The 25,695-nt window shown below is 61.4% G+C and carries 22 protein-coding genes; 20 read left to right on the top strand and 2 right to left on the bottom strand.

All coding sequences use genetic code 11. From position 1 onward, the window contains the following. The first annotated feature begins 3 nt into the window (after positions 1–3). The 10 genes from ftsY to hutH all read left to right on the top strand — a co-directional run bounded on the left by ftsY (position 4) and on the right by hutH (position 11,966). On the top strand, positions 4–1,767 hold the full coding sequence (gene ftsY, locus ONZ54_RS20685; RefSeq protein WP_271787052.1) for a signal recognition particle-docking protein FtsY: 1,764 nt from the start codon (positions 4–6) through the stop codon (positions 1,765–1,767). Between the two features lie 51 nt (positions 1,768–1,818). Then, complete coding sequence (gene ftsE / locus ONZ54_RS20680) at positions 1,819–2,487, top strand: cell division ATP-binding protein FtsE (protein WP_271787051.1); 669 nt, start codon at positions 1,819–1,821, stop codon at positions 2,485–2,487. A 97-nt stretch (positions 2,488–2,584) separates the two neighbouring features. Beyond that, complete coding sequence (ftsX, locus tag ONZ54_RS20675; RefSeq protein ID WP_005316425.1) at positions 2,585–3,538, top strand: permease-like cell division protein FtsX; 954 nt, start codon at positions 2,585–2,587, stop codon at positions 3,536–3,538. A 451-nt stretch (positions 3,539–3,989) separates the two neighbouring features. Further along, complete coding sequence (gene rpoH / locus ONZ54_RS20670; protein ID WP_011899178.1) at positions 3,990–4,844, top strand: RNA polymerase sigma factor RpoH; 855 nt, start codon at positions 3,990–3,992, stop codon at positions 4,842–4,844. 125 nt (positions 4,845–4,969) lie between these two features. Continuing rightward, the gene (gene can, locus ONZ54_RS20665) at positions 4,970–5,629 is read left to right on the top strand and encodes a carbonate dehydratase (protein ID WP_005316416.1); all 660 of its coding nucleotides are present in this window, start codon (positions 4,970–4,972) and stop codon (positions 5,627–5,629) included. An 11-nt stretch (positions 5,630–5,640) separates the two neighbouring features. Continuing rightward, on the top strand, positions 5,641–6,345 hold the full coding sequence (gene hutC / locus ONZ54_RS20660) for a histidine utilization repressor (protein WP_058394753.1): 705 nt from the start codon (positions 5,641–5,643) through the stop codon (positions 6,343–6,345). A gap of 155 nt (positions 6,346–6,500) precedes the next feature. Further along, complete coding sequence (hutI, locus tag ONZ54_RS20655; RefSeq protein WP_271787050.1) at positions 6,501–7,736, top strand: imidazolonepropionase; 1,236 nt, start codon at positions 6,501–6,503, stop codon at positions 7,734–7,736. Then, positions 7,729–8,673: a formimidoylglutamase gene (gene hutG, locus ONZ54_RS20650; protein WP_271787049.1), complete on the top strand. Its 945-nt coding sequence runs from the start codon at positions 7,729–7,731 to the stop codon at positions 8,671–8,673. Before hutI ends, hutG begins: the two co-directional genes overlap by 8 nt. A 55-nt stretch (positions 8,674–8,728) precedes the next feature. Continuing rightward, the gene (hutU, locus tag ONZ54_RS20645) at positions 8,729–10,432 is read left to right on the top strand and encodes a urocanate hydratase (RefSeq protein WP_271787048.1); all 1,704 of its coding nucleotides are present in this window, start codon (positions 8,729–8,731) and stop codon (positions 10,430–10,432) included. A 1-nt stretch (position 10,433) separates the two neighbouring features. Next, entirely contained in the window at positions 10,434–11,966 is a 1,533-nt protein-coding gene (gene hutH / locus ONZ54_RS20640) for a histidine ammonia-lyase (RefSeq protein ID WP_099991457.1), read from the top strand. 72 nt (positions 11,967–12,038) lie between these two features. Here the strand turns inward: hutH and ONZ54_RS20635 are convergent, their stop codons facing one another. Then, complete coding sequence (locus ONZ54_RS20635; RefSeq protein WP_005316398.1) at positions 12,039–13,136, bottom strand: calcium:cation antiporter; 1,098 nt, start codon at positions 13,134–13,136, stop codon at positions 12,039–12,041. Positions 13,137–13,416: 280 nt separating this feature from the next. Between ONZ54_RS20635 and ONZ54_RS20630 the strand changes: the two genes are divergently transcribed. Next, positions 13,417–14,067, top strand: coding sequence for a class I SAM-dependent methyltransferase (locus ONZ54_RS20630; RefSeq protein ID WP_099991458.1), 651 nt, complete (start codon positions 13,417–13,419; stop codon positions 14,065–14,067). A 663-nt stretch (positions 14,068–14,730) separates the two neighbouring features. Beyond that, positions 14,731–16,659 (top strand): EAL domain-containing protein, encoded by a 1,929-nt coding sequence (locus ONZ54_RS20625; protein WP_271787047.1) that lies wholly within the window; start codon positions 14,731–14,733, stop codon positions 16,657–16,659. 22 nt (positions 16,660–16,681) lie between these two features. Here the strand turns inward: ONZ54_RS20625 and ONZ54_RS20620 are convergent, their stop codons facing one another. Further along, positions 16,682–17,629: a 1-aminocyclopropane-1-carboxylate deaminase/D-cysteine desulfhydrase gene (locus tag ONZ54_RS20620; protein WP_271787046.1), complete on the bottom strand. Its 948-nt coding sequence runs from the start codon at positions 17,627–17,629 to the stop codon at positions 16,682–16,684. Positions 17,630–17,698: 69 nt separating this feature from the next. Between ONZ54_RS20620 and ONZ54_RS20615 the strand changes: the two genes are divergently transcribed. The 8 genes from ONZ54_RS20615 (at position 17,699) to mshE (ending at position 25,636) form a co-directional block, all read left to right on the top strand. After that, positions 17,699–18,562, top strand: coding sequence for a type IV pilus biogenesis protein PilM (locus ONZ54_RS20615; RefSeq protein ID WP_005316385.1), 864 nt, complete (start codon positions 17,699–17,701; stop codon positions 18,560–18,562). Continuing rightward, complete coding sequence (locus ONZ54_RS20610; protein WP_096117710.1) at positions 18,562–19,155, top strand: PilN domain-containing protein; 594 nt, start codon at positions 18,562–18,564, stop codon at positions 19,153–19,155. Before ONZ54_RS20615 ends, ONZ54_RS20610 begins: the two co-directional genes overlap by 1 nt. Next, on the top strand, positions 19,155–19,802 hold the full coding sequence (locus ONZ54_RS20605; RefSeq protein WP_059168890.1) for a hypothetical protein: 648 nt from the start codon (positions 19,155–19,157) through the stop codon (positions 19,800–19,802). The genes ONZ54_RS20610 and ONZ54_RS20605 overlap by 1 nt, the downstream gene beginning before the upstream one ends. After that, the gene (locus tag ONZ54_RS20600) at positions 19,795–20,115 is read left to right on the top strand and encodes a SctD/MshK family protein (RefSeq protein WP_111589349.1); all 321 of its coding nucleotides are present in this window, start codon (positions 19,795–19,797) and stop codon (positions 20,113–20,115) included. The genes ONZ54_RS20605 and ONZ54_RS20600 overlap by 8 nt, the downstream gene beginning before the upstream one ends. A 70-nt stretch (positions 20,116–20,185) precedes the next feature. Next, on the top strand, positions 20,186–21,850 hold the full coding sequence (gene mshL / locus ONZ54_RS20595) for a pilus (MSHA type) biogenesis protein MshL (protein ID WP_271787045.1): 1,665 nt from the start codon (positions 20,186–20,188) through the stop codon (positions 21,848–21,850). A 92-nt stretch (positions 21,851–21,942) separates the two neighbouring features. Continuing rightward, positions 21,943–22,833, top strand: coding sequence for an ExeA family protein (locus ONZ54_RS20590; RefSeq protein WP_271787044.1), 891 nt, complete (start codon positions 21,943–21,945; stop codon positions 22,831–22,833). Beyond that, positions 22,830–23,894, top strand: a complete 1,065-nt coding sequence (locus tag ONZ54_RS20585) for a tetratricopeptide repeat protein (protein ID WP_271787043.1) — start codon at positions 22,830–22,832, stop codon at positions 23,892–23,894. The genes ONZ54_RS20590 and ONZ54_RS20585 overlap by 4 nt, the downstream gene beginning before the upstream one ends. A gap of 32 nt (positions 23,895–23,926) precedes the next feature. Next, positions 23,927–25,636, top strand: a complete 1,710-nt coding sequence (mshE, locus tag ONZ54_RS20580) for an MSHA fimbrial ATPase MshE (RefSeq protein WP_021139565.1) — start codon at positions 23,927–23,929, stop codon at positions 25,634–25,636. Positions 25,637–25,695: the final 59 nt, after the last annotated feature.

The following is a 25,695-nucleotide window of genomic DNA, read 5'->3' as shown; positions in this document are numbered from 1 at the left end:
TAGATGGCAAAAGGTTTGTTTTCCTGGCTGGGTTTCGGCCGCAAGAAAGAAGAGGCTGAGGCTGTCCAACCACAGACACCCCAAGCCACCCCTGTTACCACTGAGCCTGAGGTCACTGCTTCCCCCGCTCCCATTTCTGATACTACGCCGGTCGTGGTGCATGAATTGCCGGCCAGTGCACAAAATGATGCCCTGCATGCTGGCGCTCCACTTCATGATGACGATTGCCCTCCCACTGAGCTGGACGTGGCTCCGCTGGTCGTGGAGGAGTGTGCCTCCGAACTGGAACCCGTCATCGTCAACGAATTGCTGATCGAGCAAGCGCGCGTTGAGGCACAGGCTGTCGAGACAGCTCGTGTTGCTGCCGAGGCGCAAGCCGCAGAAGCGGCCCGTGTTGCTGCCGAAGCGCAGGCTGCAGAAGCGGCCCGTGTTGCTGCCGAAGTGCAGGCTGCAGAAGCGGCCCGTGTTGCCGCCGAAGCGCAAGCCGCAGAAGCCGCCCGTGTTGCTGCCGAGGCGCAAGCCGCAGAAGCGGTCCGTGTTGCTGCCGAGGCGCAAGCCGCAGAAGCGGTCCGTGTTGCCGCAGAAGCGCAAGCCGCAGAAGCGGCTCGTATTGCCGCCGAAGCGCAGGCTGCAGAAGTGGCCCGTGTTGCCGCCGAAGCGCAAGCCGCAGAAGTCGCCCGTGTTGCTGCCGAAGCGCAGGCCGCCGAAGAGGCTCGTATCGCCAAAGAGGCCCAGAGAGCGGAAGATCTTCGCCTGGTTGCCGAGATGGAGGCTGAAGCCGCCGCACTGGCTGCCTTGCCGCTGGCCGCCAAAGTGGATGATGACACTCAGGACAAGCCGCAGCGGGAGGGTTTCTTTGCCCGTCTCAAGCGCAGTCTGGTGCGTACCAAAGAGAATATCGGTTCCGGTTTCTTCGGTCTGTTCAGTGGCAAGAAGATCGATGACGATCTGTTTGAGGAGCTGGAAACCCAGCTGCTGACCGCCGATCTGGGGGTCGATACCACCCGTCGCATCATAGATGGCCTGGTGCAGCATGCGGATCGCAAGCAACTCAAGGATGCCGAGGCACTCTACGGCCTGCTCAAGCAGGACATGGGCGCCATGCTGGCCCAAGTCGAGCAGCCGCTGGTGATCGACACCAGCAAGAAGCCCTATGTGATCCTGATGGTCGGGGTGAACGGTGTCGGCAAGACCACTACCATCGGCAAGCTGGCCAAGCAGTTCCAGGCCGAAGGCAAGAGCGTCATGCTGGCCGCTGGCGATACCTTCCGTGCCGCTGCCGTCGAGCAGCTGCAGGTATGGGGTCAGCGCAACAACATACCCGTGATCGCCCAGCATACCGGTGCCGATTCTGCCTCCGTCATCTATGACGCCATTGAGGCTGCCCGTTCCCGCGGTGCCGACGTGCTGATCGCCGATACTGCTGGTCGCCTGCAGAACAAGAGCAACCTGATGGAAGAGCTCAAGAAAGTGGTGCGGGTGATGAAGAAGCTCGATGAAGAAGCACCTCACGAGATCATGCTGACGCTGGATGCAGGCACCGGTCAGAACGCCCTGAGCCAGGCCAAGCTGTTCAGCGAAGCCGTGGGTCTGGACGGTATCGTCCTCACCAAGCTGGATGGCACCGCCAAGGGCGGCGTCATTTTCGCGGTGGCCGACAAGTTCCAGATCCCGATCCGTTATATCGGGGTGGGCGAGGGGATCGACGATCTGCGCCCCTTCGTCGCAAACGACTTTATCGAGGCACTCTTCAGTCGCGAGGAGTAAGCGCCACATGCCCCGACTCAGGTCGGGGCATGTCAATGTCAGGGATCCGTTATGATTCGTTTTGATAAGGTCAGCAAGGTATATAGCGGCGGCCATCAGGCGTTGCAGAAGGTCAGCTTTCACCTGCACAAGGGGGAGATGGCCTTCCTGACCGGGCACTCGGGGGCTGGCAAGAGTACCCTTTTGAAGCTTATTGGCGTGATGGAGCGACCGACCGATGGCCGTGTCTTCTTTCACGGTGACGATGTCAGCCATATCAAGCGGGGGGATATCCCCTATGTGCGTCGCCAGATCGGCATGATCTTCCAGGATCACCGTCTGCTGATGGACAGAACCGTGTTTGACAACGTGGCCCTGCCGCTGGTGATCGATGGTTACAGTCATACAGACATCAACAAGCGGGTTGCGGCGGCGCTGGACAAGGTGGGCTTGCTCGGCAAGGAGCGCTACCAGCCGCGCATGCTCTCCGGTGGTGAGCAGCAGCGGGTCGGCATCGCCCGAGCCATCGTCAACAAGCCGCCGTTGCTGCTGGCGGATGAGCCGACCGGCAACCTGGATCCCCAGCTCTCCATGGATATCATGCGGCTGTTCGAGGAGTTCAACCGCTTCGGGGTCTCGGTACTCATTGCGACCCATGATCTGGGGCTGATTGCCCGCATGCGCTACCGCACCCTGACCCTCAAGGCGGGCCGCATGTATTCGGCGGGGGAGGAGCTCTGATGGCTATCGTTCGTCATAAACAACCGCCGCTGCGCCGTCTGATGATGCTCATGTGGATGGATCACGTCGCCGATATTCGACACGGGGGAGAGCTCTGATGGCTATCGTTCGCCATAAACAGCCACCGCTGCGCCGTCTGATGATGTACGGGGTCGATCACGTCCGTCAGGCATTTGCCAGTCTGGGGGAGCTGTGGCGCAATCCGCTCGCCTCCCTGATGACCCTGGCGGTGCTCGGCGTCAGCCTGGCGCTGCCCTCCTGCTTCCACGTCTTGCTGAAAAACGCCGAAGTGGTGGAAGGCAGCTGGCAGACCAGCTCCCAGATTTCTCTTTATCTGCGCAAGGATCTGCCAGAGCAGAGCATTCTCGACATGAAGCAGCGGATCCTGCTCTATCCCGAGGTGGAATCCGTCACCTACATGAGCCGGGAGGAGGCGCTGAAAGAGTTTCGCGAGATCTCCGGCTTCGGCGATGCCCTCGACTATCTGGACAGCAACCCCTTGCCGCCCGTGCTGAGCGTCATTCCGGATCCCCGCTGGCAGAATCCGGAAGGGGCCGCCGAGCTGCTCGGCAAGCTTAACAACGAAGACGGGGTTGAGCAGGGCAAACTGGATCTGCAGTGGCTGACCCGGTTGCAGGGGATCATGAACCTGCTACGCCATACCATCACAGGCATCGCCGTGCTGTTGCTCTCGGCTGTGCTGCTGATCGTCGGCAATACCCTGCGCCTGAACATCCTCAACCAGCGCTCAGAAATCGAAGTGCTCAAGCTGGTGGGGGCGACTGACGCCTTCATCCACCGTCCCTTCCTTTATACCGGCATCTGGTTCGGGGTCATCGGCGGCATGCTGGCCTGGTGGTTGACCGAAGTGATGGTGATCTGGAGCGAGGGTGTGGTGAAGGAGCTGGCCGGGCTCTACAACAGCAATTTCCGGCTGGTGGGCATGGGGGCGATAGACGGGATCAATCTGGTCTTGCTGGGTGCCTTGCTGGGGCTGATCGCTTCCTGGTTCTCGGTACATCGCCACATTCGTGACATAGAACCATCCTGATTAATTTATCAGCGTTTCAAAGCGCTGGATTTTGAGAGCTGGATCAAGTAAAAGAATTGCCGTTTCTGGCTCGGCCACTGTTCTCGGAGTAATCTGATTAACAGCTATCTTCAGGATCTGCTCTGGATCCGGTGAACCTTCTGATTTATAAGCAGTCTACAAGTGCTGAAGAACTTATACGGGTGTGGCCCCTCTGCCTTGCTCGTCTGACTTGGCAAGCATGTGAAGGTTGCGAGCTCCGCAACAATGGACTTAGCATGCTACTTTTCGGGGGTCCTTGATTGTGACCCCCTTTTTTTGACTGTTCATTCATGATTCATCCTGCCGGCCTAAGATAGCCCGAGTTCAAACTGGGCACAGTGTTTGATGTGGGCCGCAGAATGATATCCGGTCAGTAGACAGACCCTCTCAGGGTGTTAGACTGGTTCGATTGAAAAGAAAGAGGTAAAAAATGGGAACTTCATTGCAACGCACTATGGCTCTGATTCCGCAAGGTAGTCTGGAAGGCTATATCCAGGCAGTAAATTCGATTCCTGTGCTGACCGCAGAGGAAGAGCGTGAGCTGGCTGAGCGTTTGCAGCAGGGTGGCGATCTCGAGGCTGCCCGTCAGCTGGTCATGTCGCACCTGCGTTTTGTCGTTCACGTCGCCAAGAGTTATGCCGGATACGGTCTGCCCCAGGCTGACCTGGTTCAGGAAGGCAACATCGGCCTGATGAAGGCGGTCAAGCGCTTTGACCCGACCGTCGGAGTGCGACTGGTCTCCTTCGCCGTGCACTGGATCAAGGCCGAGATCCACGAGTATGTCCTGCGCAACTGGCGCATGGTAAAAGTGGCCACCACCAAGGCCCAGCGCAAACTGTTCTTCAACCTGCGCAAATCCAAGAAGCGTCTGGGCTGGTTCAGCCATGACGAAGTGCAGGCCGTCGCCGCCGAGTTGGGGGTCTCCCCGACCGACGTGACCGAGATGGAAGCGCGTATGAGCAACTACGATCAGGCGTTCGATCTGGTCGGTGATGATGAAGACGAAGGTGGCTTTGCCCCCGTCCATTATCTGGAAGACAAATCCTCCGATCTGGCAGCCACCATCGAGAACGACAACTGGGACGATCACGCGACCCGTCGCCTGAGTTCGGCCCTTGCCACTCTGGATGAGCGCAGTCAGCACATCATCCGTGCCCGCTGGCTCGATGATGACAGCAAGACCACGCTGCAGGAGCTGGCCGACACCTATGGTGTCTCCGCCGAGCGGGTGCGTCAGCTTGAGAAGAACGCACTCAAGAAGCTGAAAGACGCCATGGAGGCCTGATGCCTCCCAAACAAAAACAGGGCCTGATGGCCCTGTTTTTGTTTGGCGAGTATCTGGTCGGCCTTGCCTTGATTACCCTTGTCTATGTTATGTTGCCGCCACTGCCACAGTAGGGAGAGCAGATAGTGAAACTGTTGAACGACCTGTTTACCAACAACCGCGAGTGGGCGGAACGGATCAAGGCCGAGGATCCGAATTTCTTCGCTACCCTCTCCGCCCAGCAGGCCCCTGAATACCTCTGGATCGGTTGCTCCGATAGCCGGGTTCCCGCCAACCAGCTGATGGGCTTGCTGCCGGGGGATGTGTTCGTCCACCGCAATGTCGCCAATCTGGTGGTGCACACCGATTTCAACTGCCTCTCGGTGCTGCAATACGCGGTCGAGGTGCTCAAGGTGAAGCACATCATCATCTGCGGCCACTATGGCTGCGGCGGCGTCAAGGCGGCGATGCAGAACCAGGAGCTGGGGCTCATCGACAACTGGCTGCGCAACATCAAGGATGTCTACTTCAAGTATCGTGAACAGCTGGATGCCATCGAAGATGAGCACGAGCGTTTCGATTACCTGTGCGAGCTGAACGTGGCCGAGCAGGTTGCCAACGTCTGCCACACCACCATCATCCAGAACGCCTGGCGCAAGGGGCAGGAGCTGGCGGTGCACGGCTGGATCTATGGCATCAAGGACGGTCTGCTGCACGATCTGGATCTCTGCGTCAGCGGCCCGGATCAGATCCCCGATGTTTACCGCGCCTGGCCGGACATGCGTCCGCCCCACCGCCGTCGCTGAGGAGCCTGCCGTTGGCGCCAGCCCTCTATCTTCAGATCAAGCAGCACATCCTGGACGGGATCCGTGAACGCCACTATCAGGCGGGAGACAGGATCCCGACCGAAGCCGCCCTGTGCGAGCAGTTTGCCGTGAGCCGCATGACGGTCAACAAGGCACTGCGCGAATTGGTGGCCGAGGGCTGGCTGGTGCGCACCGCCGGTTCCGGCAGCTTCGTGGCGGACAGGCGTACCGAGTCGCCCCTGCTGGCCATTCGCAACATAGCTGACGAGATCGCCGAGCGGGGCAGCCAGTACAGCGCCCGGGTGATCCGGTTGCAACGCCAGGCCGCCGACGAGAAGGTGGCGGTCCAGCTCGGGCTGAGAGTCGGTGCTGCCATCTTCCACAGCCTCATCGTCCATCAGGCCGATGGGGAGCCGCTGCAACTGGAGGAACGCTTCGTCGATGCCGAGCGTCTGCCCGGTTATGGCGAGCAGGATTTCACTCAACAGACCCCGAATCGCTACCTGATGGACGTCTGTCCTCTCTCCGAGATGGAGCATGTGGTAGAGGCCGTGTTGCCGAGTGCCGGTGAAGCCGGTCTGCTGCAGGTGCGGGTCGATACCCCCTGCCTGTTGCTGCACCGCCGTACCTGGTCGGAAGGGTATCTGGTCTCCTATGCCCGTCTGCTCTCGCCGGGTTCCCGCTACAAGCTGAGTTCCAAGACCAGTCTCAGTTAATTGTATATACATATAGTTTTGACAGAGCCCACCTCATGGTGGGCTTTTTTGTGCTTAAACTCTAATGAAAGCGCTGTTATCAAGATGTGAACTTGATCCTTTCTTTCCTGACAGAGATCGGATATAAGTTAATGTATATACATTTAGAGGTCGGTATGAACAAGGAACTGTTGAACTGCGAGCGGGTCTGGCTCAACGTGACACCCGCCACCCTGCGCCCTGATCTGGCTGACTACGGTCTGCTGGAACCCCACGCCCTCGGCATTCATGAAGGCAAGATCCACGCTCTGGTGCCCATGCAGGATCTCAAGGGCCCTTATCCTGCGCACTGGCAGGACATGAAGGGCAAGCTGGCAACCCCGGGTCTCATCGACTGTCACACCCATCTCATCTTTGCCGGCAGCCGGGCCGAAGAGTTCGAGCTACGCCAGCATGGGGTGCCTTACGCCGAAATCGCCCGCAAGGGCGGCGGCATCATCAGCACTGTGCGTGCGACCCGTGAGGCTAGCGAGGAGCAGTTGTTCACGCTGGCGGCTGCCAGGATCAAGTCGCTGATCCGGGAAGGGGTCACCACGGTAGAGATCAAATCCGGCTACGGCCTCACCTTGGAAGATGAACTCAAGATGCTGCGGGTCGCCCGCCGACTGGGGGAAGCACTGCCCATTCGGGTCAAGACCACCCTGCTGGCTGCCCATGCGGTGCCGCCAGAATATCGCGACGATCCCGACTCCTGGGTCGAGACCATCTGCCAGGAGATAATCCCTGCGGCTGCCGAGGCGGGTCTGGCGGATGCGGTGGATGTCTTCTGCGAGCACATCGGCTTCTCGCTGGCCCAGACCGAGCAGGTCTATCTGGCCGCGGATCAATACGGTCTGCCGGTGAAGGGCCACATGGAGCAGCTCTCCAACCTGGGAGGCAGTGCGCTGGCCGCCAACTTTGGCGCCCTCTCGGTGGATCATCTGGAGCATCTGGATCAGGCAGGGATCCAGGCACTGGCGCACCGTGGTGTGGTCGCCACCTTGCTGCCCACAGCATTTTATTTCCTGAAAGAGACCAAGCTGCCCCCCATCGCCGCCCTGCGCAAGGCCCATGTGCCTATGGCCGTGTCCTCCGACATCAACCCAGGCACGGCCCCGGTCGTGTCGCTGCGCATGGCCATGAACATGGCCTGTACCCTGTTCGGTCTGACCCCGGTCGAGGCCATGGTCGGGGTGACCCGCAACGCCGCCCGCGCGCTTGGTGAGCAGGAGCGTTTGGGGCAGTTGAGAGTGGGCATGCTGGCGGATTTCTTGGTCTGGAATTGCGCGCACCCGGCCGAGCTGAGCTACCTCATCGGGGTCGATCAGCTGGTGAGCCGGGTCGTCAACGGGGAGGAGACGCTGCATGGATAAGTTCAGCCTGCCCCATATGTCGGTCTGGCAGGGGCGCCAGGATCCGGAAGATGGCGAGCTCGCCCTGCGCTGGCATGACAAGGTGAAGGCCTGGCCGCTGAGCGTGACGGCCGAACCCGGCGTCGCCCTGGTGGGCTTTGCCTGCGACGAGGGGGTGCGCCGCAACAAGGGGCGTGTGGGGGCCGCCGGCGCACCGCTGGCGATCCGCAAGCTGCTGGCCAACAGTGCCTGGCATCTGACCCGTCCCGTCTATGACAGCGGGGATCTGGCCTGTGACGACGGTGATCTCGATGCCGCCCATGGCCGGTTGGCCGAGCGGGTGGCAAGCCTGCTGGATGAGGGACACTTCCCGCTGGTGCTGGGAGGCGGTCACGAGGTGGCCTTCGGCAGCTGGAGCGGCCTCAACCGTCATCTGGGTGGCCGTGGCAAGATCGGCATCATCAATTTCGATGCCCACTTCGACCTGCGCATGAAGCGAGAGCAGGCGAGTTCCGGCACCCCCTTCTTCCAGATCGCCGAGCAGTGTACTGCTCAGGGAACGCCTTTCCATTACGCTTGCCTGGGGGTGGCCGAGACCGCCAATACGCAGGCGCTTTTTGCAAGGGCTGACGCCTTGGGGGGCTGGTATGTGAAAGATGAGGCCATGAGCGAGCGTAGTCTGCCCGCCTTGCTAAGCGGGCTGGATAGCTTTATCGCCCAGTGTGACCACCTCTATCTGACTATCGATCTCGACGTCTTGCCCGGCGCCGTCATGCCGGGGGTGAGTGCCCCCGCCGCCCGCGGCGTCGAGCTGGCTGTCATCGAACCCCTGATCGCCCATATCCGCGCCAGCGGCAAGCTGCGGCTCGCCGATCTGGCCGAGTACAACCCGAACCTGGATCAGGATAACCGCAGCGCCCGCGTGGCCGCCCGGCTGGTCCATCAGTTAACCAAGTAGCGCTCTGCCGAGGGCAGGTCGCCATGCTGCTGCATTGATAAAACAAGGAGTGTGTATGTCTGAGCAACACCTGGATCCCCGTCAGGATCCGAGCCGTGTCATCCGTGCCTCCCGTGGTACCACGCTGACCGCCAAGAGCTGGCTCACCGAGGCGCCGCTGCGGATGCTGATGAACAACCTGGATCCGGAAGTGGCCGAGCATCCCCAATCCCTGGTGGTCTATGGCGGTATCGGCCGCGCCGCCCGCAACTGGGCCTGCTACGACAAGATTGTCGAGGTGCTGACCCGGCTCGAGGAAGACGAGACCCTGCTGGTGCAATCCGGCAAGCCGGTCGGCGTGTTCCAGACCCACAAGGATGCGCCTAGGGTGCTGATCGCCAACTCAAACCTGGTCCCGCACTGGGCCAACTGGGAACACTTCAACGAGCTGGATAAGAAAGGTCTCATGATGTACGGCCAGATGACGGCCGGATCCTGGATCTACATAGGCACCCAGGGAATCGTGCAGGGTACCTACGAAACCTTCTTCGCGGTGGCCAATCAGCACTTCAACGGCGAGCCCAAAGGGCGCTGGATCCTGACCGGCGGTCTGGGTGGCATGGGTGGCGCACAGCCGCTGGCGGCCACCATGGCCGGCTTCTCCATGATTGCCGTCGAGTGCGACGAGACCCGCATTGATTTTCGCCTCAAGACCCGCTACGTCGACAAGAAGGCCCACAGCCTGGATGAGGCGCTGGCCATGGTCGAGGAGGCCAAACAGAGCGGCACCGCCGTTTCCATCGGCCTGCTCGGCAACGCCGCCGATGTCTTTGCCGAGCTGGTGGCCCGTGGCATCACCCCGGACGTGGTGACCGACCAGACCTCGGCCCACGACCCCATCCACGGCTACTTGCCGCAGGGGTGGAGCGTCGCCCAGTGGCGCGAGCTGCAAAAATCTGCGCCCCAGGAAGTGAATCAGGCGGCTCGTCACTCCATGGCCCGTCAGGTGGAAGCCATGCTGACCCTGCAATCCCGCGGCGCGGCGACCCTCGATTACGGCAACAACATCCGCCAGATGGCACTGGAAGAAGGGGTGAAAAACGCCTTCGATTTCCCCGGCTTCGTGCCTGCTTATATTCGCCCGCTGTTCTGCGAGGGGATTGGTCCCTTCCGCTGGGTGGCGCTGTCCGGCGATCCGGAAGATATCTACAAGACGGATCAGAAGGTCAAAGAGTTGATCCCGGACGATCCCCACCTGCACAACTGGCTCGACATGGCCCGTGAGCGCATCGCCTTCCAGGGCCTGCCTGCGCGGATCTGCTGGGTCGGGGTCAAGGATCGGGTACGCCTCGGCCTGGCTTTCAACGAGATGGTTAAAAATGGCGAGCTGAAGGCGCCGATCGTGATTGGCCGCGACCACCTGGATTCCGGCTCGGTGGCGAGCCCGAACCGGGAGACCGAGTCGATGATGGATGGCTCCGATGCCGTCTCCGACTGGCCGCTGCTCAATGCCCTGCTCAACACGGCCGGTGGCGCGACCTGGGTCTCCCTGCACCATGGTGGCGGCGTGGGCATGGGCTTCTCCCAGCACTCGGGTGTGGTGATTGTCTGTGACGGCACCGATGACGCCGCCAGGCGCGTCGGCCGCGTGCTGCGCAACGATCCGGCCACCGGCGTGATGCGCCATGCGGATGCGGGTTACGAGATTGCCATCAACTGTGCCGTTGATGCGAAACTGGATCTGCCAATGCTGACCGCAACGGCCAAAGGGGTTAAATAAGATGTTTGAACTCAATCTGTTACCGGGCAAGCTCTGCCTCAACACCCTGCGCCGCGTCAGCCGCGAGCCGGTCCATATCAGCCTGGATCCGGCCGCGCTGCCGGGGATCCGCGCCTCCGCAGCCGTGGTCACCAAGGTGATCGAGCAAAACCGCGTTGTGTATGGCATCAACACCGGCTTTGGCCTGCTGGCCAACACCCGCATTCCGGTGGAGCAGCTGGACGAATTGCAACGATCCATAGTGCTCTCCCACGCCGCCGGCATCGGTACCTACATGGATGACGCCACCGTGCGGCTGATGATGGTGCTCAAGGTCAACTCGCTGGCGCGGGGCTTCTCCGGCATCCGTTTGACTGTGCTTGAGGCGCTGATGACCCTCATCAACGCCGAAGTCTATCCGGTGGTGCCGAAGAAGGGATCCGTCGGTGCCTCCGGCGATCTGGCGCCGCTGGCCCACATGAGCTGCCTGCTGATCGGGGAGGGCAAGGCCCGCCACAAAGGCGAGCTGATGGACGCCGCCACGGCGCTGAAGATCGCGGGTCTCGAGCCTATTTCATTGGCGCCGAAGGAGGGACTGGCGCTGCTCAACGGTACCCAGGCCAGCACGGCGTTTGCGCTGGAAGGCCTGTTCCACGCCGAAGATCTGTTCGCCGGCGCCATCACCATAGGCGCCATGAGTGTGGAGGCGGCGCTGGGCAGTCGTCGTCCGTTCGATGCCCGCATCCATGAGGTGCGCGGTCAGCGTGGCCAGATCGATGCCGCGGCTTGCTATCGTCACCTGCTGGTGGATGGCAGCGAGATCGGCATGTCCCATCACAACTGCGAGAAGGTGCAGGATCCTTATTCATTGCGCTGCCAGCCCCAGGTGATGGGGGCCTGTCTGGCCCAGATCCGCCACGCCGCCGAGGTGCTGGTATGCGAGGCCAACGCTGTCTCCGACAATCCGCTGGTGTTCGCCGAGGATGAGGAGATCCTCTCCGGTGGCAACTTCCATGCAGAGCCCGTGGCCTTCGCCGCCGACAACCTGGCACTGGCCATTGCCGAAATCGGGTCGCTGTCGGAGCGTCGCATGGCGCTGCTGATCGATTCGCGCATGTCGGGTCTGCCCGCCTTCCTGGTCAACAACGGCGGCGTCAACTCGGGCTTCATGATCGCCCAGGTCACCTCGGCGGCGCTCGCCTCCGAGAACAAGAGCCTGGCTCATCCGGCCTCGGTAGACAGCCTGCCCACCTCCGCCAACCAGGAAGATCACGTCTCCATGGCCACCTTCGCCGCTCGCCGACTGACGGACATGGCGGAGAACACCCGTGGCATACTGGCCGTCGAGCTGCTGGCAGCGGCCCAGGGGCTGGATTTCCGTGCTCCGCTGCGCACCACAGCGCTGCTGGAGCAGGCCAAGGGGCGGCTGCGGGCAGAGGTGAGCTTCTACGACAAGGACAGGTACTTCTCGCCGGACATAGAGGCGGCGGCTGCGCTGCTGGCCAGGGCGAGTTACAACGACCTGATCCCGGTCGGTGTGCTGCCCAGCCTCTAAGCCCCCATTCGGCTCATAGCAAAAGACCGCCCATCGGGCGGTCTTTTCGTTTCTGGTGTTGGCTGGCGCGGGTTATTCGTGTTCAAACATCAGGAACAGATAAACCACGAACAGCACCAGGTGGGTAGCGCCGTGCAGCACATTGGTGCGGCCGCTGCTGAAGGTGACTTTGCAGACCATAAGCGTGGTGACGAGCAGTACCATGTCGGCGGCGGAGAGGCCGAGGCGCACCTCCTGGCCCAGCATGGCGCCGATGAACAGCACGGCCGGTACTGTCAGGGCTATGGTGGCCAGCACAGAGCCGAAATAGAGGTTCATGGCCCGTTGCAACTGGTTGTTGAAGGCTGCCTTGATGGCACCGACTGCCTCGGGGGCTAGTACGATACAGGCCACGATAAAGCCACCCAGCGCAGGAGGCGCCGCCATGATCTTCACGCCGAAGTTGATGGGCACGGCCAGGGTCTTGGCCAGCAGGATCACCACCACCAGATAGGCGAGCAGCAGTATGGTGTGATAGACGTTGCTGCGCAGCGGGCCGTGGTGCTCCTCGTAATCCTCGTGGTCGCTGTCGACGAAGAAGTGGCTGTGGCTGCGGGTCTGGATCAGCAGGAAGATACCGTAGAGCAGGATGGAGATGATGATCAGCATCCAGGACATGGGGCTCGACATGCTGCCAATGGTGCCACCCCGGGTGAAGTTGGGCAGCACCAGACAGAGCAGGGCCAGCGGTATGATGGCGACCAGATAGGATTTGACCCCATCCAGATTGAAGCTCTGGGTGTGGTAGCGCCAGCCGCCAAACAGCAGGGTGAAGCCCACCAGGCCATTGGTGACCAGCATCACCACGGCAAACATGGTATCGCGGGCCATCACCGGATTGGGGTCGCCTGTGAGCATGACGGAGGAGATCATCACCACTTCCAGCGAGATGACGGAGAGCGTCAGGATAAGGGTACCGAAGGGTTCACCCAGCTTGATGGCGAGGGCATCCGAGTGGCGCACCACAGAGAAGATGGCCCAGGTGACGATGGCAAGCAGCGCCGCCGAGACAGGCAGATAAATCCCGAGCGGAGTCGCCTCTGTCAGCAGCTCGCTCCCTATGGTCTTGAAGAACAGCAGGGTCAGCAGGCCAACGGGCAGGGCAATCTCTTGCCGGATAAATGACTTCATAGGCAATGGTTCTCATCTCGGGGCGGCATGAGCCGACGGGGTATGGAGGCAATGATGCAAGGTCACGGGAGGTGACGACCCCGACAATGATAAAGGCTGTTGCCCGGATCGGGAAAAATCATTTTGTTACAAACCAAGCAGTGGTGGGCTCGCCTGACACTCGTTGTCGGCCGATGGTCGGGATATAGATAGCTAATCTGACCGTATGCTGCGTAGCATGGGCTATGCCGATCGCATTCATGCTCTTGTGGATCTGGCGGCATTCCGACCAAGGACTCCCATGTCTGTTGTGCGTCTGCGCTATCACACCATAGAGTTTGGCGAACTCGACATCCACCTGCGCACCCTGCGCGACAACCAGCAATTCTCCGATGACGAGGGGGAGGCAGAGGCGCTCGGCATCTCTTCAGCCTTCTGGCCGCTATTCGGTATCGTCTGGGATTCCGGCAATGTGCTGGCCCATTTGATGGTGGAGTACGAGATAGTTGGCTTGCGGATCCTGGAGGTGGGCTGCGGCATCGCCTTGGCGAGTCTGGTGCTCAACCACAGGCTGGCTGACATCACGGCCACTGATTATCACCCGGAGGCGGGCGCCTTTCTGGCGGAAAATGTGCAGCTCAACAAAGGCAGCCTCATCCCCTTTATTCGCACCGGTTGGGCAGATACCACCACGGCGCTGGGTCGCTTCGATCTCATCATCGGCAGCGATCTGCTCTATGAGCGTGGTCAGGTCGAGACCCTGGCCGCCTTTATCGAACAACACGCCAAGCCCCATTGCGAGGTGATCCTGGTGGATCCGGGTCGTGGCCTGCATGCCCGCTTCAGCAAGCGGATGGTGACCCTGGGCTATCAGCACAGTCAGCACAAGCCACTGGATGTGAGCTATCTGAGCCAGCCATTTCGTGGCCAGATCCTGCAATACCGGCGCTAGTCATCGGCAGTATGGGTTGCCGTCGCGCCAGGCTTCCCTATCCGGTAGTGGTTTCTTTATCGACCCGGTGGGCGGTCAAGGCCGCGGCGGCATAAGCCTGAGGGCGGGATTTGTCGCAAGGAGGAAGGGTTTGATACACGGATGGGATGCAAATGGGAGGCGTTGTTCTGGTGCATTAGCTGTATCAATTTGATCCGCAGGGAGCACAGTGGCAATGATAAATTATAACGCAATGATAAATATAGATTTTATAAAAAACGCTGATGAAGATTCAATCGCTTACCTGTCATAAGTGACAATTGTCCAGCTTATCTGAAATGGCTAGAGTAGCCGTGCGGTTTGACTCACCGTGTGTTCAATACTCCTGTATCTGTTTTTTTGTCAGTAGCACAGAGTGTTAGTTTTGATATGAGTGTTTCTTTCGGTCCCCTTAGTGGGACCATTTTTCTGCCTGAAAATCCCTGATCCCGCCACTTCGCTCCCATTTTTCTGCCCCGGTAGCCATTTTTCACGGATGGCTTGGTGTCAGGCTTGGTGTTCCTGTGCCCATTTGGTTATGCTCGCCGGCTTAATTCCAGAAGCGGGATCTTCGTCCATAGGCGCGCTTCGGCGTTGGCTGATACGATGAAGCCACATGGATGTTGTCGGGCATACGGAAGGCATATGAAACTGACTACTCAGCTTGTCTCGTTTATTACCCTGTGCGTGATCGCCTCCATGGCCATGGTGCTGCTCGGTGGTGTGTTCAGCTTTCGTGAGCTGGGGATGGAGCTGCAGCAAAAGAAGGTCAACTCTCTGGTCGAGGTGATCGACAAGCAGCTGGAGGTGGCCGATGACCATCAGGAACTCACTCGCTGGTTGCCGACCCTGCTGCGTTCGGCTCACGTGGTGGAGCTGGAGATCCGTCAGGGCAAGCAGCGGATTTACTGGTTTCGCGACGTGCAACAGCAGACCGACGAGAGTCTGTTGATCCCCTACAGCCAGCCCATCTCTCATCAGGCAGGCATGCAAGCCGACTTCAAGCTGGAGCGACCGTTCAAGGAGTTCGAATACTCCATGAAGGCCATGTCCGGCATCTCCCTCGGTATCTTCATCGTCATCTTCGGGCTCTGGTACTCCATTCGCTGGCTGCGGCTGCAACTGCGAGGTGCCGAGCTGCTGGCCGAAAGGGCCCAGCTTATTCTCGACAACAAGCTCACCAAGCTGGCCCACGATCCGGCGGAGGAGTGGCCCGTCTCCGCCAGTCAGGCCCTGGATCATCTGCTGGCCGAGCTGGCGGATGCCCGCAAGGAGCGCAGCCGCTTCGACAACTTCATCCGCAGCAATGCCTTCGTCGACAAGATGACCGGCATAGGCAACCGGCTGTTCTTCGACAACCGGCTGGAGAGCGCCATCATGGAGGCGAGTGTGATGAGCGGCGGCGTGCTGCTGATCGACCTCGCCGGTCTGGAGGACCTGGATCCCGAGCTGAGCGGGCGCCAGAGCCAGGATCTGCTGATGGAGGCGAGCGCCTCCATCGCCGCCTTCGTGCGCAAGCACAGCGGTGCCCTGCAGGCCCGCTATGCCGGTCAGGTATTTGCCGTGCTGCTGCCCAACATGTCCGAGAGCGAAATGGTGGATGGCGCGGGTCAGCTGCACAAGAGCCTGCAGCGACTGCACTGGCCCGCGGCGGTCAATGTCGAGACCGCCGTCTACCTGGGCGCCGTCTGCTATCAGGCGCAGGATTCCCTGCTCAAGGTGCAGGAAGAGGCCGAGCTGGCACTCAAGAGCGCGCGGCTGCAGGGTCATACCGGCTGGTTCCTCTACGAGAAGCAGCTGGATGAGGAGCAGAGCAGCAAGGGCACGGTACGCTGGCGCACCCTGATAGGGCGCCGCATCGAGGAGCATGGCATCGATTTTTACGTTCAACCGGTGCAGCAGGAGCGGGATCAGGTGGTGCTTCAGCAGGATTTGCTGATCCGCATTCACGACGAGCAGGGGCGGGCGTTGCAGGCTGGCGTCTTCATGCCCATGGCAGAAAAGGCGGGGCTGCTGTTACCACTGGATCGGCTGGTGGCGGAACAGATCCTGCGGCTGCTGCGTCAGCGCTCAGAGCAGAGCTGCCCCATCAGTCTGACCCTCTGCGCCCAGAGCCTGCTGCACCGCGAGTTCCAGCGCTGGCTCTTCTTCGATCTGTTCCAGCTGCCGCGCAGCACCAACGAGCGGCTTATCCTGCAATTGTCCGAAGCTCAGGTGACTCGCCACTACGAGGCACTCAAGCGGCCACTGCGCGCCCTGCGGATGCTCGGCTGCCAGCTGGCCATCGATCACGCCGGTCAGGATGTGGTGAGTACCCAATACATCAAGGAGTTCGAGATCAACTTCCTCAAGCTCCACCCCAGTCTGGTGCGGGAGATCCACACCCGACAGGTCAACCAAATGGCGGTGCGCAGCCTGGTGGGAGGCTGCGCCAACACCCGTACCCGGGTGATCGCCGTCGGGGTGGAGAGTGGCGACGAGTGGAAGATGTTGCGCCACCTCGGCGTTCATGCCGGTCAGGGCCCCTGGTTCGCCGAGCCGGAGCGGCTGGTGATGGAACCGGCCGGCGCCTGATGGTGTGGCCGCAGGGCTGCCCTCAGATCCGGCCCTGCTCCTTCACGCCAGCTAGTCCCTGCATGCCACCCGTGTGGATGAAGACTATCTTGCTGCCACGGGGGATGCGCCCGGCGGCCAGCTCGCGAAACAGGCCCCACATCGCCTTGCCGCTGTATATGGGTTCCAGCGGCAGGCCTGTCTCGGCGCTGAAATCCTGCACCCACTGCCACAGGGCCGGGCTGAATTTGGCATAGCCACCATCATGGTGATCCAGCGCTATCTGCCAGCCGGGCGTGCTGGCAGCGGCGGGATGGAGGCGACACACCTCGTCAGCGATAAAACCGCCCCCCTTCAGTACCGCGATGGCGAGGATCTGCTCCCGATCCTGTTTGCCGGCGATCAGGCCAGCCAGGGTGCCGCCGCTGGCGCAGGGCAGTACCCAGAGATCCGGCGAGAAGGGTACTTCTTCGACCAGCTCGGCCACCCCGGGAATGGCGAGCGGGCTGCTGCCCCCTTCCGGCACTATCAGGGTATCGGACGCCGCAAACTGGGCCAGCCAGTCGGGGTCCTGACGCCGCCGGTAACTCTGGCGGTCGACAAAAATGAGATCCATGCCCCAGCCTTTTGCTGCGCTCAGGGTGGAGTTGCTGACGGCCTCTGCTTCACCACGTATGATGCCGGTAGTTCTCAGGCCAGATTGACTCCCAGCTGCCGCCAGCGCATGAATGTGGTTGGAATAGGCACCGCCAAACGAGAGCAGGTGCTGCATGCCCTGTTCCCGGACATGTTGCAGCTGGTACTTGAGTTTGCGCCACTTGTTGCCCGAGATGGTCGGGTGGATCAGGTCATCTCGTTTGCACCAGAGCTGGACGTCGTATTGCCGCAGCAGAGGGTGGAAGATGGCTTCCAGTGGCGAGGGCAGCCGGGCCGGTTGCAGGGCAAACGCCTGCGGGCGGGTCGAACTGGGTAACAATGAGTAATCCGTCATTTATCTGGAGGCTAATGCCCTGTTTATGCTAAGGTTTAATGCGTTTTATGCAGCCAGGTGCGGGTTTCAATGAAACAACTTTTCAGACGTTCAACCCCAAGCCGTCAGGTGGGGCTCCTGCTTGCCAGCGACCGGATCATGCTGGCCTCGCTGGGCAACCCCCCTGTCTTCGCCACCCGCGCCATCAACGGCCCGCAAGAGTGGCCGCTTGCCATGAGCGAGCTGTTCAGCCGCCATGGCCTCGCCAAGTCTAAAGTGCGGGTCGCCCTCGCCGCCACTCTTTATCAGCAAGTCCAGATCGACAAGCCCGCCGTGCCAGAGGCAGAAATGGCGGGCGCTCTGCCCTGGGCCATCAAGGATTATGTCAACGAGCCCGTGTTGCAGCTCGCCATGGATTACGTGGACTTGCCCACTCCGCCTGCTGGCAGGCCGCGGATCAACGTGATCTGCGTGCCCAAGGCGCGGGTGCAGCAACTGGCGGATGCGGTCAACAGCATAGCGAGCCTGGATGCCATCGTCAGCGACGAGCTGGCCATGACGGCGCTTTATGAGGCCGACAATACTGTGCGCATGTTGCTGTGGCAACCCAGGGGGCAGGATCTGCAACTGCTGGTATTCCATCAGGGCGGGCTCTGTTTCTCCCGCCAGCTGCGTGGTTTCACCGCCCTCACAGGCGAGCATGAGCCGGACAGCATGCTGCTCGATTCGCTGGCGCTGGAGATCCAGCGCTCCCTCGATTATCTGGCCGGCCAGCTCAAGCTGCCGGAGCTTGGCCAGATGCAGCTCGCCATCGCCTCCTCCTTCATCGGCACCCTGGTGCGCCACATGGAGCAGACCTTCGGTTTTGCCGTCTCCGCCATGGCCAACAAAGCTGTGCTGGCCGGTGTTGAGTACCTGTCGGCCTATGCCGCAGCCATCGGGGAGCCTGCCTGATGAAACGTCAGATAAACCTCTATGGCGCAGAATTTCGCCCCAAACGCCAGTGGGCCAGCCTCAATCAGATGGCGCTGGTGTGGGGGGGCTGCGTGATCCTGTTGCTCTGCATGGCTGCCTTCTACGGCTGGCAGCAGCAAGGGGTCAGCCGTGAACTGGCACAGGTGCGCGCGGCGCTGGAGGTCAAACGTGGGGAAGCCCAGCGGCTGGATGCCGCGTTGACTCGCCATCAGGCCAATACCCTGTTGCAACAGCAGCTGGCCAACAAGCAGGAAGAGTTGACTGCCAAGCAGGGGTTGATGCGTCAGCTGGGCAGCCTGGCGTTGCAAAAATCCCAGGGCTACGCCGGCCTGATGGCCGATCTCTCCCGGATTCGGGACAAACAGCTCTCCTTGCAGCGGATCGAGATCGCCGAGGGGCGCATCAATATCTCCGGCTTCGCCGGTCGCAGCCAGGATGTGCCCGCCTGGGTAAACCGTTTCAAGCAGACACCGTCGCTGGCGGGCAAGCAGTTTGGTGAATTGACCCTGAGCCGTGACAAGGAGGGCCGTCTGGCCTTCCAGCTCAGCGGTATCGAGCGGGAGAAGCCCTGATGAGCCTGAAAGCACAATGGCAGGCGTGGGCAGACAAGATTGCCGCCCTCAGCCAGCGCGAGCGGATATTGATACTGTTGACCGGGCTGGTGCTGGTCTGTGCCGGTGGCATTTATGGCTGGCTGGATGATGCCACCCTGCGCCTTGAGCAGGAGCGCGCGGCCTTGACCTCGGCCCAGCGGGATCTGGAGATCATGGATCTCGAGAATCTGGGCAAGCAGGCGCGTCTGGCACGGGATCCCGATCAGAATGTACGTGAGCAGCTGGCGCGGGTTGAGGGTGAGCTTGGCAAGCTGGATGCCGAACTCAAGGCCCAGACGGTGGATCTGATCCCGGCCCACGAGATGCCGGAGGTACTGGAGGCCTTGCTGTCACGCTCCACCAATCTGCACATGCTGGCGCTGACCTCCCTCGCCCCTGAGCCGCTGATGGCGGGGGATCAGGGCATCAACCTGTTCAAGCACGGTATTCGCCTCAAACTGGAAGGCGGTTATTTCGATGTGTATCAGTACCTGAAAGCGCTGGAGGCGCTGCCTCGTCACTTCTACTGGAAGCAGTTTGACTATCGGGTGGAAGCGCACCCCAAGGCGGTGGTGGAGATGGAAATCTACACCCTGAGCACCAGCAAGGAGTTTATTCGTGGCTAGATGGTTGACGCTATTGTGTTGCCTGCTGGGCTCAGTGGCCCAGGCCGAGGTGCTGCAGGATCCCACCGAACCGCTCGAGGGAGTCAACAGCCAGGCAGGGGCGGTAGAGAGCCAGAGCGCCGGTCTGCCCAAGTTGCAGAGCGTGGTGCTGGGCAACGGCCCGGCGCTGGCGGTGCTCAACGGGAAAAGTTACCGGGTAGGCCAGCAGGTCGAGGGATATCGACTGGTGGCCATCAGTGCAGATGCCGTTGTGCTGGAGAAGGGGGGCAAGCGCCAGTCGCTGACCCTGTTTGCCAGCAAGGTCCGTATCTGAACGGGCCCTGCCCGGGATGGGCGGGGCAAGGTTTGTCGAGTTTAATTGCAAGTCAGGGTGCACTCATTACATGAAAAAAAATCATCTCTGCCTGATCTCCGTAGCCGTTCTGGCTGCAGGCTGTACCAGCTACCGGCACCCCGAACCCGTGCAGGCCAAGGACGCGCTGAAACACGCCATGACCGAGCAGAACAAGGTCGGCGCCCTGGCGACCGTACCCAAGTCGGTACAAAGCGAACTGCTGCAGATGAACCGGCCGCCCCAGGCCATCAGCATGCCGGAACAGCGGCTGCGCATCGCCGCCCACGATGTGGAGGCGGTGGAGTTTTTCGGCTCCTTGTTCAAGGGCTCCCGTTACAGCGTGGCCGTGCATCCAGGGGTGGGCGGGCTGGTTTCCGTCGAGCTCAAGGACGTGACCCTGCCCGAGGTGCTGGCCGTGGTGGGTGACATGTACGGCTTCGACGTGCAGCGCAAGGGTAACGTGTTCCACGTCTATCCGGCTGGCCTGCGCACCGAAACCATACCTGTGAACTATCTGATGATGTCCCGCCGGGGTCTGTCACGCACCTCTGTCAGTACCGGCGGTGTGACGGCCAACGACAACAACAGCAATAACAGCAGTGTCGACAATGCCAACGGCAGTGGCAGCAACAACTCGTCCAACGGCAGTTCCGGCTCGAACAGCAGCAATGGCACCCGTATCGAGACAGACACCAACAGCGACTACTGGACCGATCTGCGCGGCTCGCTGGAGATGCTGATCGGCAGCGGTGATGGCCGCGCCGTCATCACCAGCCCGCAGGCGGGTCTGGTCACCATCCGTGCCTATCCCAAAGAGCTCAAGGCGGTGCGTGAATTCCTCAGCCAGTCCGAGACTCACCTCAAGCGTCAGGTGGTGCTGGAGGCGCGGATCCTGGAGGTCGCCCTCAACGAGGGGTACGAGCAGGGGGTGGACTGGAGCGGTCTCTCCGCCAGCTGGGATGGCAACAAGGGCATTACCGGTGGCGGCTCTCTCTCGCCGACCCAGTTGCCCACGACTCCCAATCAGATCTTCACCGCACTGGGTGGCGGGGCCGGTTTCAAGATCTCCGACGGCAACTTCAACGTGGCGGTCAATCTGCTCAAGACCCAGGGGGATGTGAATACTCTCTCCAGCCCCAGGGTGACGGCGACCAACAACCAGAAGGCGGTGATCAAGGTGGGGACGGACGAGTACTTCGTCACCAAGGCCTCGACCACCATCACCAGCAACTCGTCCGGGGTGTCGGATAGAACACCGAACGTTGAGCTGACACCTTTCTTCTCCGGGATTTCGCTGGACGTGACGCCGCAGATCGACGAAGAGGGCAAGGTGCTGCTGCATATCCATCCTTCCGTTATCGATACGGAAGAGCAGAACAAGGTGATCGACATGGGTACCTCCGGTGGCCGGCTGGAACTGCCGCTCGCCAAGAGCTCGATCCGCGAGTCCGATACAGTGGTACAGGCCAACAACGGTGACATCATCGTCATTGGTGGCCTGATGAAGACCGACAAGCAGGAGATCGTCAGCAAGGTGCCACTGCTGGGGGACATTCCCTGGATTGGCGAAGCCTTCACCAACCGCCGCGAGAGCACCAAGAAGGTGGAGCTGGTGATCCTGCTCAAGCCCACAGTGGTGGAAAAAGACACCTGGCAGAACGAGCTGAAACGCAGCGCCGATCTGCTGGACAAGTGGTATCCGCCCAAGGGCTAAGCTATGAAGCAGCGCGCGGTCAGCCTTACCCCATGTGCCCTCTTGCCCTGCGTCACCGCAGGCTGCTTGCTCGGGATGGCAGGTGACAACCCATGTACCTGAACCACTTCGGCTTGCTGGAGGCGCCGTTCGGCCTCACCCCCAACACGGGTTTTTACTATGGCTTGCCGCCCCACGAAGAGGCGTTGCAGGTGCTGAACTGGGCGCTGGCACAGGGGGAGGGCTTCATCAAGGTGACCGGCGAGGTGGGTACCGGCAAGACACTGCTCTGCCGCAAGCTGTTGAGCGAGCTGGGGTCTGAGGCTCACCCCGTGCGTCTGGCCTGGTTGCCCAACCCGCACCTCACGCCGGCCGAGCTGCGCACAGCCCTGGCGCTGGAGCTGGGATTGTCGGTGCGGGAGGGGGCCGAGCTGGATCTCACGGATCGTATTCATCGCCACCTTATCAGCCTGCATCAGCAGGGCAGTCGAGTGGTGGTGCTGATCGACGAGGCGCAGGCCCTGCCGGACGAGACCCTGGAGGCGATCCGGCTGTTTGGCAACCTGGAGACGGAGTCGAACAAGCTGCTGCAAATCGTGCTGTTCGGTCAGCCCGAGCTGGACGCCCGGCTGGCAAAGCCTCATTTGCGCCAGTTGCGTCAGCGGATCGGTTTCTCCTACTGCCTGCGCCCCCTGCGTTTTGACGAGACCCGTGCCTATCTGGAGCACAGATTGCAGATCTCCGGCTATCGAGGTGCGCCGCTGTTTGCCGGTCGCTCCATGCGCCTGCTGTGGCGGGCGTCGCGCGGGATCCCCAGGCTTATCAACATACTGGCGCAGAAGTGCCTGATGCTGGCCTATGGCCAGGGGGCTCGCCAGATCGACAGCCGTCTGGTGCGGCTCGCCATTCGCGATACCGACGATGCCAGCCGCTTTGCGCCGTTGTGCTGGTGGCCCCTGTTACTGTTGCTGGGGTGTGCCCTGGCTTATGGAGTCTGGCCATGAGCGTGATCAACCAGATGCTCAAGGATCTGGAGCAGCGCCAGCAGGGTGGCGAGGGTGCCGTCTATGTGCCGCCCGTGCGGCAACAGGGCTGGTGGATGCTGGTGCTGACCCTAATCTGCGGCCTGGCCCTCGGCATTCTGGGCTGGCGGACCTGGATTTACTGGCAGCAGAGTCTGGTCCAGGCCAGCGAGCCGGGGCCTGATGCCGTTGCCCGCGCCGTGCCCGCCACGCCGACCTATGTAGAGCAGGAGCCGGTGGATCTGGTGGTGGCCTTGCCTACCCCGGGCTCCGGGCCCGAGACCCGCTCTCGGCCTGCAGTCGAACCCGGGCTGGCGCAAGAGCAGGATGAGAGCGCCTATGAAGAGGCTCCGCCGAGCGATGAAGAGCTGCAACCTGAGCTCTATGCCGAGCTGGAAGCGGAACAAGAGGCGGTCGCCCCGCCGCCGCGCAAACCGGGGGTGCTGAAGATAGAGACGGTGAACCTCTCCGAGGCTGAACTGGCCACCCTGGCCGAGCGCAAGGCCACTACCGCCATGGCCAGGGGGCAACTGCGCGACGCCCAGGACAACTACTATCAGGTGCTGGTTCACGACCCCCACAATCAGGGCGCCCGCGAACAGCTGGCGGGTCTGCTCTACGGCGAAGGGCGGCTGAGTGAGGCTGGCCAGTTGCTGGAAGAGGGGATACGGCTCGATCCGGCGCAGGCGGATTTTCGTCTGCTGCTGGCACGGCTTGCCATCAGTGGTGGTGATCAGCTCAAGGCACTTGGCTGGTTGACCGGTTATCAACCTGACTTGGCCAGCAATCTGGATTATTACGCCACCTGGGCAGGGTTGACCCAGGAGCTGGGCCGCAACGCCGAGGCGGCAGAGATCTATGTGAAATTGCTGCGTCAGCAGCCGGATCAGGGGCGCTGGTGGCTCGGGCTCGGTGTGGCCGAAGATGGCCAGGGCCACAGCCTGCGGGCGCTCGATGCCTATCGCAATGCCCAGTTGCATGGCAACCTCGGCGAGGCGTCGACCAGCTGGATTGAACAGCGAATTGCCCAGCTTGCTCCCTGACGGGCGGGACAGTTAACTTTTTTGGAGTTTGCATGGCACAACCCAGACTGAAAATGCGCCTCGGCGACCTGCTGGTACAAGAGCAGATCATCTCGGATGATCAACTGCAGCTCGCCCTGCAGCAGCAGCGTCAGACCGGCCGCAAGCTGGGCACCACACTGATCGATCTCGGCTTCATCAGCGAGGTGCAATTGCTGCAGTTCCTCGCCCGCCAGCTGGACGTGCCCTTCTTCGATCTCAACAACCTCACCATAGACGCTTCTGCGGTGCCGCTTCTGCCCGAGGTTCAGGCGCGCCGTTATCGCGCCCTGGCGGTCAATCTCACCGACAACCGGGTGACTGTGGCCATGTCGGATCCGGCGGATCTGAGTGCCCTCGACGCCATCGCGGCCTTGCTCAGCCCAAGGGAAATGGTGCTGGCGGTGGCGCGGGAAGGTCAGCTGCTGGAGTATTTCGACCGCCTCTATCGCCGTACCCGCGAGATAGAGAGCTTTGCCGAACAGCTGCACGAGGAGTATCAGGACTCCGGCTTCGAGCTGGGTTCCAGCAACCTGGGCGCCGGCGACGAGGGGGAGGCGACGGTGGCCAAGCTACTGCGCTCCCTGTTCGAGGATGCGGTGCAGGTGGGGGCGTCCGATATCCATATCGAGCCGGATGAGAAGGTGCTGCGCATTCGCCAGCGGATCGACGGCATACTGCACGAGAATATTCTCAATGAGGTGCGCATTGCCCAGGCGCTGGTGCTGCGCCTCAAGCTGGTGGCCGGGCTCGACATCTCCGAGAAGCGACTGCCCCAGGATGGCCGCTTCAACATGAAGGTGCGCGGTCGGGACGTGGATGTACGTATGTCCACCATGCCGGTGCAGTACGGTGAATCCGTGGTGATGCGTCTGCTGGATCAATCATCCGGCATATTGTCCCTGAGCGAAACCGGCATGCCGCCGGAGATACTGACCCGCTTCCGTCGCCAGCTCAAGCGCCCCCACGGCATGATACTGGTGACAGGCCCGACCGGGAGCGGTAAGACCACTACCCTCTATGGCGCTCTGTCTGAACTCAATCAGGCCAGCAACAAGATCATCACGGTGGAAGACCCGGTGGAATACCGCTTGCCCAGGGTCAATCAGGTGCAGGTCAATCCCAAGATAGGCCTCACCTTCTCCCATGTGTTGCGCTCCACCCTGCGTCAGGATCCGGACATCTTGCTGGTGGGGGAGATGCGGGACAACGAGACGGTGGAGATAGGCCTGCGTGGCGCCATCACGGGCCATCTGGTGCTCACCACACTGCACACCAACGATGCGGTCACCAGCGCCCTGCGTCTCATCGACATGGGCGCGCCTGGCTATCTGGTAGCGAGCGCGCTGCGTGCCGTCATTGCCCAGCGGTTGGTACGGCGGGTGTGCGAGCACTGCGTCGAGGAGAAGGCGCCTGACGAGGGGCAGGCGACCTGGCTAAGGGTGCTTTCCGGCGAGGCGCCGGGTCAGCATGTCTACCACAAGGGACGTGGCTGCCAGAGCTGCAACTTCACCGGCTACTCTGGCCGGATCGGTGTCTACGAGCTGCTGGAGCTGGATCAACCCATGATGGATGCCCTGCGCCGCAACGATGCGGAAGGCTTTGCCAAGGCGGCGCGTCAGCATGAGCACTACCGGCCGCTGGCCCTGACAGCGCTCGATTATGCCCGCCAAGGGATCACGTCGGTGGACGAGGTGCTGCGGTTGGCCGAGGACCTGGGGTAAGTGATGACCAACTTCATCGGCAATGAGCAACCCGGACGGCAGCGCCCTGCCACTCGGCT

Source organism: Aeromonas salmonicida (assembly GCF_028355655.1).
GTDB classification, from domain to species: Bacteria; Pseudomonadota; Gammaproteobacteria; order Enterobacterales; family Aeromonadaceae; genus Aeromonas; species Aeromonas salmonicida.
Note: the sequence above shows the minus strand (reverse complement) of the source record. Positions and strands in the feature narration are given on the sequence as shown.

Coding starts and splice junctions, on each gene's coding strand:
- ftsY (WP_271787052.1), top strand. CDS start 4: ATGGCAAAAGGTTTGTTTTCCTGGCTGGGTTTCGGCCGCAAGAAAGAA.
- ftsE (WP_271787051.1), top strand. CDS start 1,819: ATGATTCGTTTTGATAAGGTCAGCAAGGTATATAGCGGCGGCCATCAG.
- ftsX (WP_005316425.1), top strand. CDS start 2,585: ATGGCTATCGTTCGCCATAAACAGCCACCGCTGCGCCGTCTGATGATG.
- rpoH (WP_011899178.1), top strand. CDS start 3,990: ATGGGAACTTCATTGCAACGCACTATGGCTCTGATTCCGCAAGGTAGT.
- hutI (WP_271787050.1), top strand. CDS start 6,501: ATGAACAAGGAACTGTTGAACTGCGAGCGGGTCTGGCTCAACGTGACA.
- hutG (WP_271787049.1), top strand. CDS start 7,729: ATGGATAAGTTCAGCCTGCCCCATATGTCGGTCTGGCAGGGGCGCCAG.
- hutU (WP_271787048.1), top strand. CDS start 8,729: ATGTCTGAGCAACACCTGGATCCCCGTCAGGATCCGAGCCGTGTCATC.
- hutH (WP_099991457.1), top strand. CDS start 10,434: ATGTTTGAACTCAATCTGTTACCGGGCAAGCTCTGCCTCAACACCCTG.
- ONZ54_RS20635 (WP_005316398.1), bottom strand. CDS start 13,136: ATGAAGTCATTTATCCGGCAAGAGATTGCCCTGCCCGTTGGCCTGCTG.
- ONZ54_RS20630 (WP_099991458.1), top strand. CDS start 13,417: ATGTCTGTTGTGCGTCTGCGCTATCACACCATAGAGTTTGGCGAACTC.
- ONZ54_RS20625 (WP_271787047.1), top strand. CDS start 14,731: ATGAAACTGACTACTCAGCTTGTCTCGTTTATTACCCTGTGCGTGATC.
- ONZ54_RS20620 (WP_271787046.1), bottom strand. CDS start 17,629: ATGACGGATTACTCATTGTTACCCAGTTCGACCCGCCCGCAGGCGTTT.
- ONZ54_RS20615 (WP_005316385.1), top strand. CDS start 17,699: ATGAAACAACTTTTCAGACGTTCAACCCCAAGCCGTCAGGTGGGGCTC.
- ONZ54_RS20610 (WP_096117710.1), top strand. CDS start 18,562: ATGAAACGTCAGATAAACCTCTATGGCGCAGAATTTCGCCCCAAACGC.
- ONZ54_RS20605 (WP_059168890.1), top strand. CDS start 19,155: ATGAGCCTGAAAGCACAATGGCAGGCGTGGGCAGACAAGATTGCCGCC.
- mshL (WP_271787045.1), top strand. CDS start 20,186: ATGAAAAAAAATCATCTCTGCCTGATCTCCGTAGCCGTTCTGGCTGCA.
- ONZ54_RS20590 (WP_271787044.1), top strand. CDS start 21,943: ATGTACCTGAACCACTTCGGCTTGCTGGAGGCGCCGTTCGGCCTCACC.
- ONZ54_RS20585 (WP_271787043.1), top strand. CDS start 22,830: ATGAGCGTGATCAACCAGATGCTCAAGGATCTGGAGCAGCGCCAGCAG.
- mshE (WP_021139565.1), top strand. CDS start 23,927: ATGGCACAACCCAGACTGAAAATGCGCCTCGGCGACCTGCTGGTACAA.